11 protein-coding genes and 1 pseudogene are annotated in these 14965 nt (G+C 72.9%); 8 read left to right on the top strand and 4 right to left on the bottom strand.

Annotated elements, in window-relative coordinates:
• Positions 1 to 27 precede the first annotated feature (27 nt).
• The 3 genes from ABZU99_RS17595 to ABZU99_RS17585 all read left to right on the top strand — a co-directional run bounded on the left by ABZU99_RS17595 (position 28) and on the right by ABZU99_RS17585 (position 2308).
• On the top strand, positions 28 to 750 hold the full coding sequence (locus ABZU99_RS17595; RefSeq protein ID WP_356048581.1) for a glycosyltransferase family 2 protein: 723 nt from the start codon (positions 28 to 30) through the stop codon (positions 748 to 750).
• A gap of 230 nt (positions 751 to 980) precedes the next feature.
• On the top strand, positions 981 to 1595 hold the full coding sequence (locus tag ABZU99_RS17590; protein WP_356048605.1) for a DUF2064 domain-containing protein: 615 nt from the start codon (positions 981 to 983) through the stop codon (positions 1593 to 1595).
• Positions 1592 to 2308, top strand: coding sequence for a methyltransferase domain-containing protein (locus ABZU99_RS17585; RefSeq protein ID WP_356048579.1), 717 nt, complete (start codon positions 1592 to 1594; stop codon positions 2306 to 2308). The genes ABZU99_RS17590 and ABZU99_RS17585 overlap by 4 nt, the downstream gene beginning before the upstream one ends.
• A gap of 128 nt (positions 2309 to 2436) precedes the next feature.
• Here ABZU99_RS17585 and ABZU99_RS17580 read toward each other — a convergent pair whose 3' ends face one another.
• Positions 2437 to 3042 (bottom strand): hypothetical protein, encoded by a 606-nt coding sequence (locus tag ABZU99_RS17580; RefSeq protein ID WP_356048577.1) that lies wholly within the window; start codon positions 3040 to 3042, stop codon positions 2437 to 2439.
• Positions 3043 to 3083: 41 nt separating this feature from the next.
• The gene (locus ABZU99_RS17575) at positions 3084 to 4391 is read right to left on the bottom strand and encodes a molybdopterin-dependent oxidoreductase (RefSeq protein ID WP_356048575.1); all 1308 of its coding nucleotides are present in this window, start codon (positions 4389 to 4391) and stop codon (positions 3084 to 3086) included.
• A gap of 202 nt (positions 4392 to 4593) precedes the next feature.
• Between ABZU99_RS17575 and ABZU99_RS17570 the strand changes: the two genes are divergently transcribed.
• Both ABZU99_RS17570 and ABZU99_RS17565 read left to right on the top strand, forming a co-directional pair.
• Positions 4594 to 5961 (top strand): hypothetical protein, encoded by a 1368-nt coding sequence (locus ABZU99_RS17570; RefSeq protein ID WP_356048603.1) that lies wholly within the window; start codon positions 4594 to 4596, stop codon positions 5959 to 5961.
• A gap of 110 nt (positions 5962 to 6071) precedes the next feature.
• Positions 6072 to 7355 (top strand): hypothetical protein, encoded by a 1284-nt coding sequence (locus ABZU99_RS17565; protein ID WP_356048573.1) that lies wholly within the window; start codon positions 6072 to 6074, stop codon positions 7353 to 7355.
• A 48-nt stretch (positions 7356 to 7403) separates the two neighbouring features.
• Here the strand turns inward: ABZU99_RS17565 and ABZU99_RS17560 are convergent, their stop codons facing one another.
• Positions 7404 to 9386 carry a transglycosylase domain-containing protein gene (locus tag ABZU99_RS17560; protein ID WP_355952058.1) on the bottom strand — a complete coding sequence of 661 codons (1983 nt, stop codon included), beginning with the start codon at positions 9384 to 9386 and terminating at the stop codon, positions 7404 to 7406.
• A 424-nt stretch (positions 9387 to 9810) separates the two neighbouring features.
• On the opposite strand from ABZU99_RS17560, the gene ABZU99_RS17555 reads away from it, so the two are divergent.
• The 3 genes from ABZU99_RS17555 to ABZU99_RS17545 all read left to right on the top strand — a co-directional run bounded on the left by ABZU99_RS17555 (position 9811) and on the right by ABZU99_RS17545 (position 14693).
• Entirely contained in the window at positions 9811 to 11205 is a 1395-nt protein-coding gene (locus ABZU99_RS17555; RefSeq protein ID WP_356048571.1) for a DUF692 domain-containing protein, read from the top strand.
• An 832-nt stretch (positions 11206 to 12037) separates the two neighbouring features.
• A complete protein-coding gene (locus ABZU99_RS17550; RefSeq protein ID WP_356048569.1) occupies positions 12038 to 12844 on the top strand; it encodes a TIGR04222 domain-containing membrane protein in 807 nt (268 codons plus the stop codon).
• An 85-nt stretch (positions 12845 to 12929) separates the two neighbouring features.
• Positions 12930 to 14693: an alpha/beta hydrolase gene (locus tag ABZU99_RS17545; protein WP_356048567.1), complete on the top strand. Its 1764-nt coding sequence runs from the start codon at positions 12930 to 12932 to the stop codon at positions 14691 to 14693.
• 7 nt (positions 14694 to 14700) lie between these two features.
• Here the strand turns inward: ABZU99_RS17545 and ABZU99_RS17540 are convergent.
• Positions 14701 to 14965: pseudogene (locus ABZU99_RS17540) on the bottom strand (hypothetical protein); the annotation flags it as partial.

Here is a 14965-nt window from a genome sequence, read left to right as displayed (position 1 = left end):
CCGAAATGTGGCTTTCTCCTTCGTAGGGTGTTCCAGGTGACAGACTCGATCACTCCTCGTGCGGATGTCGTCCTGCCGTGTCTGAACGAGGCCGCCGCCCTGCCCTGGGTGCTGGAACGCATCCCCGACGGCTGGCGCGCCATCGTCGTCGACAACGGCTCCACGGATGGCTCGGCCACCATCGCCCGCGCCCATGGCGCCACCGTGGTGCACGAGCCCCGCCGTGGCTTCGGTGCCGCCTGCCACACCGGACTGCTCGCCGCCGGCGCCGACTTCGTCTGCTTCTGCGACTGTGACGCCTCGCTCGACCCCGGGCTGCTGCCCGGCTTCGTCCGGAGCGTCGAGGAGGGCGGCACCGACCTCGTACTGGGGCGCCGGCGGCCCCAGGAGCGGGGCGCCTGGCCACCGCACGCCCGGCTCGGCAATATCGCCCTCGCCCGCATGCTGCGCCGTCGCACCGGCCTCACGCTGCACGACCTCGGTCCGCTGCGGGCCGCGCGACGCGCCCCGCTGCTCGGTCTGGACCTCACCGACCGCCGCAGCGGCTACCCGCTGGAGATGGTCGTGCGGGCCGCCGACGCGGGGTGGCGGATCGAGGAGCGGGATGTGCCGTACCGGCCGCGCACCGGCGCCTCGAAGGTCACCGGCACCTGGCGCGGCACCTGGCACGCGGTCCGCGACATGCGTGCGGTACTCCGCCAACCGCCCCTGGCCTCCGGCCCGGCCGACCGGGTGAGGGACGCCCGGTGAGGGTCGCACGACCCGCCGGAACGCCCCCGCCGTTCGGCCCGCACAAGGCCGGTGCGGGCCCAACAGCCGCCCCGGCCGGGCCAGGCGACGGCCTGCCGGTCGATGCGCACCGCTCGCCCCGCACCGGCGGCACCGCCTACCCGGGCCGGGCGGCCGCGAGCGCGGCGGGGCCCGGCGGGACGGACGGGCGCCTCGGGGGCCGCCGGGATGGTGGGACGACCCTCGTCGTCATCGCCAAGGAACCCGTGGCCGGGCGGGTGAAGACGCGGCTCACGCCCCCGTACACCCCGGCCCAGGCCGCCTCGCTCGCGGAGGCCGCGCTCGCCGACACGCTGCACGCCGTGCTCCGTATGCCCGCCCGCCGCAGGGTGCTGGCGCTCGACGGATCCACCGGGCCGTGGCTGCCGTCGGGCTTCGAGGTCGTGGCGCAGTGCGACGGCGGGCTCGACGAGCGCCTGGCCGCGGCCTTCGCCGGATGCCAGGGCCCCACGCTGCTGATCGGTATGGACACCCCCCAGATCACCCCCGGCCTGCTGGCTCCCGCGCTGGGGCCGGACGGCTGGCGCGCATGCGACGCCTGGTTCGGCCCGGCGGCCGACGGTGGATTCTGGGCGCTGGGGCTGGCCGAACCGGACCCACGGCTGCTGCGCGGAGTGCCGATGTCCACCGCCACCACCGGTGCCGCACAGCGGCGCCGGCTCACGGAGGCGGGGCTGCGGGTGCGCGAACTGCCCGTACTGCGCGATGTCGACACCGCGCACGACGCCGGCCTGGTGGCGGCCGCCGCCCCGGGCGGACGGTTCGCCCGTACCCTCGCCCGGCTCCCCCGGGGCATCGCCCGATGAGCGCCACCGAGTCGGTCCGGGAGCGGGCGACGGGCCGGGGCAAGGCCGCGCCCTGGCACGCCGACCCCTATACCCGGGCGCTGCGCGCCGGGCGCGGGCCGCTGTTTCTGCGGCGCGCCGACGGCTGGCTGCTGCCGTTGGAGGTCGAGCGCTGGTGCGCGGACGCCGACGCGGCCGACCGGACCGTGCTGCGCCGATGCCGGGGCCCGATACTCGACATCGGCTGTGGCCCCGGGCGGCTGGTGGCCGCACTGGCCCTGCTGGGCCGCCCCTGCCTCGGCATCGATGTGAGCCGGGCGGCGGTCGCCCGCACGGTGGGCGCGGGCGGACCGGCCCTGTGCCGCTCGGTCTTCGACCCGCTGCCGGGTGAGGGGCGCTGGGGCACGGCCCTGCTGATCGACGGCAACATCGGCATCGGCGGCGATCCGCAGGCCCTGCTGGCGCGGGTCGGACGGCTCGTCACCCCGGACGGGCTGCTGCTCGTGGAGGTGGCCCCGGCCGATGTCGACGAACGCGTCCAGGTCCGGGTGGACGACGGGCGCGGCGCTATGGGGACGGCCTTCCCCTGGGCACGGGTGGGCGCCCCGGCACTGGTGCGCCACGCGCGGGCGGCCGGCTGGGCCGCCGTCGAGCGCTGGACCGCGCTCGGCCGTGACTTCCTGGCCCTCCAGCGAAGCACGACGCCCGGGTCCCGGCCCGCCGTGGAGCGCTGAAACGGGCGCCCGGCTGTAGGGGTGCCCCCGATCATGCCGGGCCGCGGGGCCCGGCACGTTCCCCCAGCTACCGTTGGGAGGCGCCCCCTGACCCCGCTCCCTGATCCGGTTTGATCCGAAAACACCCCTCAGGGCGCGGGAGGCGCGGAAGGCGTCGGAGGGGTGGGCGCGGGAGGCACAGAAGGCGTCGGAGGGGTGGGCGCGGGAGGCGTCGGAGGGGCAGGAGACGCGGAGGGCGTGGGCGGCGCGGGAGGCCCGGATGGACGCTCCTTCGCCGGACGGCCGCCACGCCCCCGCCACAGCCGGATCGCCAGCCACAGCGCGGAGACCGCGAAGGCTCCGGCGGTGATCAGCAGCCAGCGTGGCCAGAAGACATCGGCGCTCAGCCCGGTGGACCGCTCATAGCGCCGCTCCTGCTGCCCCAGGATCAACGGAAACCACACCAGCATCAGCAGCCCCGAAACAAACGCGGGCACCCGCACATGGTTGATCCACAAGGCCGGTGCGGGAAGCGCCCGCTGGAGGGCCCGGTCGGCGAGCGTGTACAGCGGCACAAGCACCAGATCGTGGAGGACGGCCGCGCCGACGATCCAGATCAGGATCCCGAGCCAGTCGCCGCTGAGCAGTCTGATACCGGCGTAGGCAGTCAGCACGAAGGAGCACAGCAGCAACAGCAGCCTCAGCGGTGAGTCCCCGTCATGGCGTCGGAGCCCCTTCCCCCGGATACGCCTCACCCGGAGCCTCTTCCCCCGGATACGCCTCACCCGGGGCCTCTTCACACCGTCTCCCCGAAGCTCAGCCGCCCGACCCACTTGGTGTTGTGCACCCCCGGGGCGCCCGGCACGATGATCCGCGCCGGATAGCCGTGGTCCGGCGACAGATCCGCGCCGCCCACCTTGAGGGCGAGCAGGGAGCGCGGATCGCGGACCTGGGTGCCGCTCAGCACGACCGTCCGGAAGGACCCGTGCCGCTGGAGGGATTCCACGAACACCCCCGGCGGCCGGTCGGCGTATCCGACGAGCCGGGCGAGATCGGCCAGCCGCACCCCCTCCCACCACTGGTCGTTCGTGGACCACCCCTCCACGCAGGCGATCGGCAGCGCCGCGCCGTGCTGCGGCAGCCTCAGCACCCGTGCCCTCGTCAGGACGGCCTCGCGGCCCGCCGCGCCCTGTACCACCAGCCGCCAGCCGGGCCCGATGTCGCGGGCACGGATGCCGACGGCCGCCGCGGTCTTGTTGATCTGGAAGCCGTTCGGCCCGGGGCCCGGGTCGCGGCCGTGCGGGGCGAGCAGGGCGCTGCGCCGCAGCGGTCCGCCGATGCTCTGACCGGCCGTCACCACCAGCAGCGCCAAGGAGCCGAGACCGACCATCCCGAGCGCGCCCCGCCGCGACATGGTCGGCGCGGCCGGCCGAGGGCTGACGAGTCCCGTCTCGTCCGGTGGCTCCGGCCGGGTGCGGGACGCCGGGGTACGCAGCTCCGCCCGCAGATCGCGGCTGCGCAGCGCCCGCACCATACGGGGGAAGCGGAGCGCCGCATGGACGACGAAGGCGGCCATGAAGATCCATGCGCCGTAGAAGTGCAGCGGGTAGAAGGACCCGGGGAAGATGTAGTCCAGCTGGACGTTGAGCACTCCGGTGGCGAACTCGAACAGCCCGCCGCCCACCAGCGCCAGCAGCGAGAGCCGCTCCAGGCCGTGGGTCAGGGACCGCACCGGCGGCCGTTCGAAGAGCTTGGGGACGACGGACCACAGCTTCGCCAGGAGGACGGGGACGAGCACCACCCCGAGCGTGACGTGCACCCCTTGGGTGACGCGGTAGAGCCATGAGGGGCGGGTCGGCCAGGAGAAGAGGTAGAAGCCGAGCAGCCCTTTGCCCGGCGTCTCGTCGTTGACCGGGGACAGCTCGGGGTTGTAGGCGGCGTACGAGAGCAGTCCGGTCACGAACAGCACCGGGATGCCAAGGAGCAGGACCAGGCCGAAGACGGAGGTCAGCCAGGGGCCGCGCAGCGGGCTCCGCCAGCGGGTGCGGTACTCGCGGCCGTTGTCGTCACCGTCGTCACGGAGGGTGCGGGGGCTGTGGCTCATGACACGACGGTATGGCGGCCCCACCGGGATCCGGGGCCTTGGACCGATGACGAAACGCTGACGTCGGACGGCGATCGCCGCCGGGGAGGCGAGGATCTGACGGTTCGATGACAGGGCGCGGCGCGGCGGCCCGGCCGGCGAGTCCGCGACATAGCGTGACGCCGTGAAGCTCCCTCTGCGTATCGACAGCGACGACAGCGACATCCCCACCACCGAGGACGGCCGATGGACCGGCCGCCGCCGGGATGTGCTCGCCGCGGCCGCCGCCGCTCTGCTCTTCGCGGCCGCGGCCGTTGTCGGCACCCTGATCCAGCGGACCGATCACACGCTGTATGTCGACTGGGCACCGCTGCACGCTTCCTGGCGCCCCCATCTGGGCCCTGGTACGCCCGCCGCCCTGGTCCTCGCCTGGGCCGTCGCCGTCCACGGTCCGCGGCTCGCGTCGCGGCTGCCGTGGCGTGGGGTGCTGTGGGCGAGCTGGGCGGCGGCCCTGGTGTGGACATGGTCGCTGGCGCTGGTCGACGGCTGGCAGCGGGGCGTGGCGCAGCGGCTGACGGCCCGCCATGAGTATCTGCGCGGCGTCGACCGGTTCACGGACGTCGGCGCGGCACTGCGCGGCTTCACCGATCACATCCTGCTCACCCGGCCCGACCACTGGCCGGCGCATATCGCGGGCCATCCGCCAGGCGCGGTGCTCACCTTCGTGGGGCTGGACCGCCTGGGGCTCGGTGGCGGCGGATGGGCGGGGGCGTTCTGCATCACGGTCGGCAGTTCGGCGGCGGTCGCCGTCCTGGTCGCGCTGCGCGCGCTGGGCGAGGAGCGGGCCGCGCGCACCGCCGCCCCCTTCCTCGTCCTGGCGCCCGGCGCCGTATGGGTGGGGGCTTCGGCGGACGGCTTTTTCACGGCCGTCTCGGCCTGGGGGCTGGCGCTGCTCGCGCTGGCGGCGACGCGTACGGTCCGCGCGCCTGGCGCCGTCGCGCTCGCCTCCGGGCTGCTGCTGGGGTTGACCGCGTATCTGTCGTACGGGCTGACGCTGCTGGCGCTGCCCGCCGCGGCCCTGCTCCTGCTCGCCCGTACCGCGCGGCCGCTGCCCTTCGTGCTGGCCGGAGCGGCGGTGGTGGCGGGCGCGTTCACGCTGGCCGGCTTCCGCTGGTGGGAGGGGTACGGCCTGCTGGTGGAGCGGTACTACCAGGGCGTCGCCGCGGAGCGGCCGTACGGGTACTGGGTATGGGCCAATCTCGCCGTCATGGCGGTGACCGCCGGCCCGGCCGGTGTCGCGGGGGCGCGGCGCATGGTGTCGGCCGCCCCCGGGGCGCTCCGGCTGCTGCGCGGCGGGCGTACGGGCACTCCGAACGCGCTGGTGGTGATGGGCTTCGCCGCGCTGCTCGCCCTCGCCGTCGCCGATCTGTCCGGGATGAGCAAGGCCGAAACGGAGCGCATCTGGCTGCCCTTCGTGTTCTGGCTGCTGCCCGCCACGGCGCTGCTACCCCTTCCTGACCTGCGCCGCTGGCTGTTGGTCCAGGCCGCGGTGGCACTTTTGGTCAATCATGCGCTGTTGACCAGTTGGTGACGGGACCCATGTGAAGAGCACGTGATACTTCTGTGATACTGAGGGGGACGAACGTCAGCATTGTTGCCAGGGGGCGGGACCCGTTGAAGGCGCTCAAGATCATTCAGGCGTTGAAGGCTTTAAACGCACGCAACGCCTATGGCGTCGCTGCGCCCATAGGCGCGCTGACGGCCGTGGCGGTCGTCGTGGCATTGCTGATAGCCCTGACCTCCCGTGGGGACTCGGGCGGTTCCGCGGACGGGAAGTTCCCGGCCATGGCCGCCTCTCCCCGGTCGGACAGGGTGCCCAAGGATGCCAAGAAGAGGGACAAATACGCTGACTGGGACGGCAAGGTGAAGGTGCTCGGGGACGGCTCCACGTCCTACACCGGCCCGCAGCCGAAACAGCCCAGGGTCGAGAAGCTCAAGCCCGGCCAGAAGCCGCCGCAGTTCGTGGTCTTCTCCTGGGACGGCGCTCTGGAGAACGACGACCATCTCTTCTCGCGCTTCCGTCAGGCCGCCAAGGAGGCGAACGCCAAGATGACGTTCTTCCTGAGCGGCATGTATCTGCTGCCCAAGTCGAAGAGTGATCTCTACCAGCCGCCGCAGCACAAGCGGGGCTCCGCCGCCATCTCCTTCCCGACCGACGAACACATCAGGGAGACGCTGGAGCAGCTGCGCGGGGCATGGCTGGAGGGCAATGAGATCGGCTCCCACTTCAACGGCCATTTCTGCGGCGCCAAGGGCGGCCAGGACTGGTCCACCCAGGAGTGGAAGAGCGAGACCGAGCAGGCGTACGCGTTTGTGAAGCAGTGGAAGACCAACACCGGCTTCACCGACATCAAGCCGCTGCCCTTCGACTACGACGTGGAGCTGGTGGGCGGGCGCGCCCCCTGCCTGGAGGGGCAGAAGAACCTCATCCCGGCCATCAAGTCGCTCGGCTGGCGGTACGACGCCAGCTCGCCGGGCGACTTCCAGATCTGGCCGTCCAAGGTCAACGGAATCTGGAACTTCCCGCTGCAGCTGGTGCCGTACCCGGAGAGCGAGAAGCAAGTCCTGTCGATGGACTTCAACTTCCTCTACAACCAGTCCGGTGACAGCACCGAGGGCGATCCGGCGAAGTACGCCGAGTGGGAGCGGCTGACCCGCGAGGGCTATCTGAACGGCTTCGAGCGGGTCTACCACGGCAGCCGGGCGCCGCTGTTCATCGGCAATCACTTCGAGACCTGGAACGGCGGCATCTATATGCGAGCCATCGAAGATGTGATGAGGAGCGTCTGCCGCCGCGACGGTGTGCGGTGTGTGTCGTTCAAGCAGCTCGCCGACTGGCTGGACGCCCAGGACCCGAAGGTCCTGGCCAAGCTGCGGATGCTGGATCCCGCGGAATCGCCGGACTGGGCGACGTACACCAAGTAGTCACGTACACCGCGTGGTCCGGCGGCCTTCCGCCTCGCCTCCGCCGGCTCACCGCCCGGCGGAGGCCTTCATGTAGCGCGTCCAGATGTCCAGGGGGTAGTCGTCGCTCGCAGTGCCCGAGATGGCGGCGGCTGCCCCGCCCAGCCCCTTCAGCGGCAGCAGCTCCTGGGACTTGGGATCAACCCGCGACAGCGACACCGCCGTCGACAGCTCCTTGGTGTAGCCGACGAACCAGGCCGAGGTGCCGTCCTGCGCCGTGCCGGCCTTGCCGGCCACATCGGTGCCGACCACGGAGGCACCGCTCGCCGAGCCGCTCCGCACCGCGCCGTGCAGGGCGTCGTCCACGTCCGCCGCGACCTGGGCGCTGAACGCCCGCTTGGCCGGGTCCCTGCGCAGGTAGAGCTTCTCCCCGTTGCGGGTCAGCCCGCTCACCGAGTACGGCGGGGTATGCCGGCCGCCCGCGGCGAACGTGCCGTAGGCGCTGGCCATCCGGATGGAGCTGGGGGTGGCGGTGCCCAGCGAGAACGCGGGCACCCGCGCGCCGAAGCTGCTGGGCAGCAGCCCCGCGTCGATGGACGCCCGCCGGACCCGGTCGAGCCCGACGTCCATGCCCAGCTGCATGATCGGCGTGTTGATGGACTGCACGACCGCCTGGCGCAGACTGACCTGACCGTAGGACTTGTCGCCGTCGTTGCTCGCGCGCACGATCTGCCCGCCGCGGTCCCAGTACGGCCCCTCGGGCGTGCGCACGGCCACCTTGTTGTTGCCGTCGTAGAGGGTCGTGGGCGCTACGGGCGTACGCGCGCCGTTGCGCTCGCGCAGGACGCCGTCGCGCAGCCCCGCGGCGTAGACGAAGGGCGTGAAGGCGGTGCCGGCCGGCACATTGGAGGCGTTCGCGTCGTTGAAGCCCTGCTCCAGATAGCCCGGGCCACCGTAGAGCGCGGCGATTCCGCCCTTGTCGTCGACGGAGGCGGCGCCGATCCGCACATGGCGGTCGTCCGGGCGGTTCTTGGGATCGAACGAGTCCCGCGTCTTCTCCACCGCCTTGGCCAGCGCGTCCACCTTCGCCTTCTGGAAGGTGGTGTGGATCTGATATCCACCCAAGTCGAAATCGGCGTCGGAGATCCGGGTGTGGGAGCTCACGTACGCCTTGGCCGTCTCCACCAGATATCCGACCTGGCCGGTGAGCCCGGCCGGCCTGGGCGGCGCCTTGGGCTCGGGGAACTCCGTGTACTTCGCCCGCTCGGAGGCGGAGAGCTTTCCGATGTCGACCATCCGGTCCAGCACCCACTTCCAGCGCTCGACGGCCCGCTTGTGGTTCTTGGAGCCGAGCGTCGGGTCGAACGTCCCGGCGCCTTTGAGCAGCGACGCGAGCACCGCGCCCTCGCTGGGGTCGAGCTTCGAGACGTCCTTGCCGTAGTAGGCGTACGAGGCCCGCTGAATGCCGTAGGTGCCGCGCCCGAACCAGCTGGTGTTCAGATAGCGCTGGAGAATCTCCTCCTTGCTCATCCGGTCGTCCAGCTTGATGGCCATGAACATCTCGGTGAGCTTGCGGGAGAACGTCTGGCGCTGATTGAGATAGGCGTTCTTCACATACTGCTGGGTGATGGTCGAGCCGCCCTGGGTCTCACCGCCCGTCACCATCCTCGTCACGGCGCGCATCAGGCCGCTCGGGGAGACACCGCTGTCCGAGTAGAAACTGGAGTTCTCGGCGGCGAGCACCGCCCACTGGACCTTTTCCGGGACCTTGTCCAGCGGCACCTCCTGCCGGTTCACCGGACCAGTGCGGGCCATCTCGCTGCCGTCGGCCCAGTAGTAGACATTGTCCTGCTGGGTGGCGAAGTCGTTGAGGTTCTTGGGGATGTCGGTCTGGAGGTAGAGATAACTCAGCAGGCCGGTCAGGCTGCCCAGGCAGAACAGGAAGAACAGGGACACCTGACGCCATGACGGCAGCCAGCGCCATACGCCCCGCCGGCCCATACGGGGGTAGTCCAGGTGGATGTGACCGGCCGCCCACCGACGCAGCCGCATCCCCCGACCCCCCGACGGCGCCTGACGGCGGTGCTTGCGGTGCTTCCCCATGGCGTTGTCGCTGCTGCCCAGCACGTGTTTCCCCCACGCTCGCTCCGCGCGCGGGCGCGGCACAAAGGTGTGTGATCTTCCATCCCCCCAAGACCACACGATCCTATTTTCCCCTCCGAACATCTGTCGCCACAGGGCCCCAAAATTTTGTAACAGTGACGATATGCGGCGACTCCGCCCTGCCGGTGACCATTCGGGCCCGACGCCCGGCCGCCCCGTGCCCGCTGGCGGGCGGAAGCACGGCGGGCGTCCCGCAAGCTCAAATCAACCTCTGAACCGCGCGCCGGGGGGATTCGTCCTCTCCCCGTGGGGTCATTACCCCACGGGGAGAGGACACCGCACGGAACGCGGTACGGAACGAGGAGGGGGAGCCATGGTGCGCCTCGGTACCGGCATCGGCTGGCGACCGGAGATCGCCGATGACATCGCGCGGCTGCCCGGCATCGACTGGGTGGAAGTGGTGGCCGAGAACATCTGCCCCGGCCATGTGCCGGACGCGCTCCAGCGGCTGCGCGAGCGCGGGACCACCGTGGTCCCGCACGGGGTCTCGCTCGGCCTCGGCGGCGCCGAACGGCCGGACCCCGGCCGCCTCACGGCGCTCGCCGAGCGGGCGGAGGCGCTGGGCGCGCCGCTGGTCACCGAGCACATCGCCTTCGTACGGGCCGGGGGGCCGCTGACCGCGTCACCCACCCTCGAGGCGGGGCATCTGCTGCCGGTGCCGCGCACCCGCGACGCGCTCGACGTGTTGTGCGAGAACGTGCGCATCGCGCAGGAGGCGCTGCCGGTGCCGCTCGCGCTGGAGAACATCGCGGCGCTGATCTCCTGGCCCGGCGAGGAGATGACCGAGGGCCAATTCCTGGCCGAACTCGTGGAGCGCACCGGGGTCCGGCTGCTCCTCGACGTCGCCAATCTGCATACCAATCACGTCAACCGGGGCGAGGACCCGGCCAAGGCGCTGGACGAGCTGCCGACCTCGGCGATCGCGTACGTCCATGTGGCGGGCGGCGTCGAAAAGGACGGGGTGTGGCACGACAGTCACGCCCATCCGGTGACCCAGCCGGTCCTCGACGTCCTCGCCGAGCTGTGCGCCCGCACGACACCGCCCGGTGTGCTGCTGGAGCGTGACGAGGACTTCCCGGCGGCCGAGGAGCTCGCGGATGAGCTGGACGCGATCCGCGCGGTGACGGCTACCGGGGCTCGGGACCTGTCCGCAGCCCCGGACGTGTCCACCACGCCGGACGAGTCCACGGCCCCGGACGAGTCCACCACCCCGGACCAGTCCACCACCCCGGACCAGTCCACCACCCCGGACCAGTCCACCACCCCGGACGGGCCCGACGCGTCCGCCCTCGACGCCGCCCGCCGGCGACTCGCGCTCGCCCAGACCACGCTGCTGTCCGCGCTCGTCGCGGGCACCCCGGCGCCGGAGGGCTTCGACCGGCAGCGGCTGCGCGTGCAGAGCAGGGCGCTGACGGCCAAACGGGCCGGGGTGGTCGCGAAGGTGGCCCCCGAACTGCCGGAGATCCTGGGCGACGGCTACCGCCCGGCGTTCGTGCGGTACGCCGACAGCCGCCCGATGACCGGCGGTTACCGCCGCGACGCGCTGTCGTTCGCCGAGCATCTGCTGGCGGACGACGAGCCCGGCGACCCGGCGGCGCGGCGGCGGCTGGCGCTGTGGTGGCAGGAGCGGTCCGGGCCCGCCCCGCTGCCGGCGGGCCGGACGGCACGGCTCGCGCGCCGGGTCCGGCTCGCGCTGAGCGGGCGGTGAGGGGCCGCCGGCCGCCGTGGCAGTCGCCGTCGCGCTGAGCGGGGCGGCCGCGCCGGCCGACGATCCGCTGCTGCGGAACCACCTCCTGGAGGCGCGGAAGGTGCCGGGCTCGGCGGCCTCGTCCGGCGCGGGGTCCTCGGACTCCCCGGGCTCCTCGGACTCCCCGGACTTCTCCGGCGGCTCGTGGTGCGGCGGAGGCAGCTCCGGCTGCGGCGGCTCCTCGTGCGGGGACGGAGGCGGGGACGGCGGCGGCGGAGGCGGCTCGGGCCGTGGCGGGGACGAGGGCAACGGAGGCAGCTCCGGCCCCGGCAGGCACCAGGGCAACAGAGACAGCTCCGGCCCCGGCAGACACCAGGGCAACAGAGACAGCTCCGGCCCCGGCAGACACCACGGCAGCAGAGGCAGCTCCGGCCCCGGCAGACACCACGGCAGCAGAGGCAGCTCCGGCCCCGGCAGACACCACGGCAGCAGAGGCGGGGACGTGGGCAGCGGAGGCGGCTCCGGCTACGGCGGGGACAAGGGCAGCAGAGGCAGCTCCGGCCGCGGCAGGCACCAGGGCAACAGAGACAGCTCCGGCCCCGGCAGACACCAGGGCAACAGAGACAGCTCCGGCCCCGGCAGACACCACGGCAGCAGAGGCGGGGACGTGGGCAGCGGAGGCGGCTGCGGCGGGGACGGGGCGGCGGAGGCGACTCGGGCTGTGGCAGGGGCGGCTCCGGCGGCGGGGGGTGAGCCGCCGTCGTGCGGCCTCCGTACCACCGCCCATCCCACCCGAGGCGTCCGCAATGCGAAAACCCTGGCGCGTGGCCGTCCGGTCCAGTACAACTCGGCCATGTTGTGGCTCTTGTTCCTGTCCGTCGCGTGGGGCGCGGCGATCGTCAGCTGCGCGCGCCTGTGCCTGGCCGCGGTCGCCGCCGCCCAGCCGATGGAGCCCGATCCGGCGAGGACGCGGCAGGACCTGAGCCTGTACGAGGCGGCGTTCCTGGCCGGGGGTCCGGGCCGGGTCGGCGATCTGGCCCTGATCAGGATGTACCGCGAGCACCGGCTGCTGCTCGCGCACACCGGCTGGGTCACGGTCGTGGACCCGGAGGGCCGGGACGCGCTGGAGGGGTCCGTGATCACAGCGATAGGCCCGGAGGGCCAGTCCCCCCTTCCGCCGGTACGGGCCGCACTGGCCGCCGCCGACCCGGTACGGGCGCTGGCCGGCCGACTGGAGGCGGCGGGGCTCGCGGTGTCCGCGTCGGCTCGTACGAACGTGGCGGCCGCGGTGCGGCAGGTACGGGCCGCGTGTGCGCTGGTGCTGTTGACGGGGGTGGCGGCGCTGCTGCTGGTGCCGCCCGCGTCGGGCCTGGAGCCGGTCGCGGCGTGGTTCGCGCTGCCGCTGATCCTGACCGCGAGCTGTCTGGTGATCGCCCGGGTGGAGGCGCATCCGTACTCGCGCTGGGCGTCGCCCGCCGGGCAGCAGTTGCTGGGCCGGATCGATGTGCCACCCCGGCGGGCCGTCGTCCAGCGCGCGGGCGGCGGCGCCGACGACGGGCGCGAGGACGGCGAGCTGCTCACCGCGGTCGCGGTCCATGGCACCGCGGCCCTCCCCGACCCGGCGCTGCGCGCCGCGCTCAAGGCGCATTGGGGTCATTGACCCCGACACCGCCGTGCGGTGCTTTACATGGCCAACCCCCGCACCAACTATGCCTTTTATTGCGCAATGCACGAAGGGATGGCCAGTGAGAGCAGCAGTGCTGTACGGCGTCCTCGGACCGCTGGCCCTGTCCGTGGCCATGACCACGCTGCTCGCGACCCCGGCCACCGGCAGACCGCTCGGCGCACCCGCCCCGGGCCCCGTCGCGGCCACGGCAGGCGCCGCCCACGCCCCGGGAAACACGCCCACGGCCACCACCGCCTGGTCCGGCTCACCCGCGTCCACCGCGCTGGCCGCCACGCCCCCCGGCGGCGGGGTCGCCGAGGCCCGCGGGGTGACGCTCGCCGCCCGGCGCGCGGCCGCGCGCGGCATCGCCTTCGGCCGCTGCCCCCACTCCGAGCACCTGTCCGCCCCCATCACCTGCGGGAAGGTCTCCCTACCGCTCGACTACGCCCACCCCGACGGCAAGCGTATCTCCCTCACCGTCAGCCGGATCCGGGCGAGCGGCCCCAAGGCCCGGCGCCAGGGCGCGCTGGTCTACAACCCCGGCGGACCGGGCGCCTCCGGTATGGCGTTCCCGGAGTACGCGGCGGAGACCGCCTTCCACCGCTCGGCCGCGGTGTACGACTTCGTGGGCTACGCGCCCCGCGGAGTGGGCCGCTCCGCACCGCTGTCCTGTCAGAAGCCGACGGCCTTCGCCAAGGCACCGACCAATTTCCCGGCCTCCCCCACCGCCGTCTTCAAGCGGAAGCTGGTCGAGCGGGCACGCGCCTACGTACGGGGCTGCGTACGCCGCGCGGGGGCGCGCCTCGCGCACTTCACCACCCTCAACAACGCCCGCGACCTGGAGGTGCTGCGCGCCGCGCTCGGCGAGAAGCGGCTCACCTTCGTGGGCGCCTCGTACGGCACGTACTACGGTGCCGTCTACGCCACGCTCTTCCCCCGGCATGTGCGCCGGATGGTCTTCGACAGCGTGGTCAACCCCGACCCCTGGCAGATCTGGTACCGCGACAACCTCGACCAGTCGGTCGCCTTCGAGCTGCGCTGGCGGGACTGGCGCGCCTGGGTGGCCCGGCAGGACGCCGTCTACCACCTCGGCGACACCGCCGACCGGGTGCTCGCCTCGTACGAGAAGGCCCGGCTGCGGCTGGAGCGCACCCCCGCGGGCGGTGTCGTCGGCACCGCCCAGTTCCAGAACGCGTTCCTGAGGACCGGCTACAACGACGCCTACTGGGACCCGAGCGCCCGCGCCCTCGCCGCCTATCTGCGCGGCGACCCCGACCGCCTGATCGAGCTGGCCGCGCCCGACCCGGCGGACGCCAAGTCCGACGAGAACGGGAACGCCGTCTACACCGCCGTGGAGTGCAATGACGCGCCCTGGCCGCGCACCTGGGCCACCTGGGACCGCGACAACACCGCCCTCGCCCGCCGCGCCCCGTTCGAGACCTGGGACAACGTGGCGATGAATCTGCCGTGCGCCTTCTGGCCGCTGCGCCACGACTACCCGGTGGAGGTCGGCATCGGCCCCGGGCCGCGGCGCGGAACGCTGCCGCCCGTCCTCCTGCTGGCGGCCGAACGGGACGCGGCCACGCCGTACGCGGGGGCCAAGGAGCTGTGGCGCAGACTCCCCGGCTCCTCGCTGGTGACCGAACGGAAGGCGGGCACACACGGGCTGTGGGGCGGCTCAAACGCCTGCGTGAACCGCTATGTCGACACCTATCTGCTGACCGGGAAGACCCCCGGCCGGGCCGCGTACTGCGCCCCGCGCGCGGAGCCGGAACCGCTACCGGAACCGGCACCGCTGCCCGAGTCCGGCAAGCAGCCGGCCTCGGTCCCCGGGACGCCGTAGGGCCCTGTCAGGCCGTGAGGCCGTGAGGCGTCAGGCCGTGAGGCGTCAGGCCGCAGCCCGTCAGGCCGCAGCCCGTCAGGCCCTCAGGCGTCAGGCCGCAGCCCGTCAGGCCCTCAGGCGTCAGGCCGTGAGGCGTCAGGCCCTCAGGCGTCAGGCCGTGAGGCGTCAGGCCGTGAGGCGTCAGGCCGTGAGGCGTCAGGCCCTCAGGCGTCAGGCCGTGAGGCGTCAGGCCGTGAGGCGTCAGGCCGTGAGGCGTCAGGCCCTCAGGCGAC

The sequence above is a fragment of the Streptomyces sp. NPDC005266 genome (assembly GCF_040607655.1).
GTDB lineage: Bacteria > Actinomycetota > Actinomycetes > Streptomycetales > Streptomycetaceae > Streptomyces.
Note: the sequence above shows the minus strand (reverse complement) of the source record. Positions and strands in the feature narration are given on the sequence as shown.